General features: G+C 47.7%; 1 protein-coding gene. It reads left to right on the forward strand.

The features are described 5' to 3' along the window. Positions 1-109: 109 nt before the first annotated feature. The coding region (locus tag HMPREF9429_RS03610; RefSeq protein ID WP_006941735.1) for a terminase large subunit domain-containing protein at positions 110-708 on the forward strand (599 nt) is incomplete at its 3' end.

The raw sequence follows: 708 nt of genomic DNA on the forward strand, positions 1-708 counted from the left end.
TTCAAATGGAAGACCGAATGTTTTTAAATCCTTTGGCCAAAGCCAAAAATATTCCTAAAGAAGAGCCTAAGAAGGCCGATCCGTTGGGCGATAAAGGATTTGGTAATGTATGACGCTACTTGAAGAACTTATTGAGTATAGCCATAACTGCATAAAGGACACGGCCCATGTATGCCAAAAGCACCGCTGGGCGTGCGAACGTTTTTTAAGAGATGTTCAGCATGCGAAAACGGAAGAGTTTCCGTATGTGTTTGATGAAGAAAAGGCGCAGCGTTTTTTTAACTGGGCGCATTTACATCGGCATACCAAAGGCGTCCTTGCCGGCGAGCCGATAGACTTTGCTCCGATACAACGGTTTATCTTCGGTAACGTCTACGGATGGGTCCATCAAGATACGGGCCTTAGGCGCTTTCGTAGGGCCTACTGGCAGGTAGCCAGGAAAAATGCCAAGTCCCAGTCGCTGGCCATCGTCGGGGATTACGAACTTATGGCCCTCGGTGAGCCCATGAGTGAAGTATATATTGGGGCGACTAAGACCCTGCAGGCTAAGATTATCTACAATGAAGTCGTAGCTATGCTAAAAAGGTGCCCGTTACTTACCGGTAAATGGCACGAATCGTATGGCGCCATAAAGCACCCTAAAAGCGATTCTATTTTACGGGCTCTTTCAAAAGATGACGGCAAGACAGGTGACGGGCTGAACCCGCA

The organism is Megasphaera micronuciformis F0359 (assembly GCF_000165735.1).
In the GTDB taxonomy this organism is placed as follows: Bacteria; Bacillota; Negativicutes; order Veillonellales; family Megasphaeraceae; genus Megasphaera; species Megasphaera micronuciformis.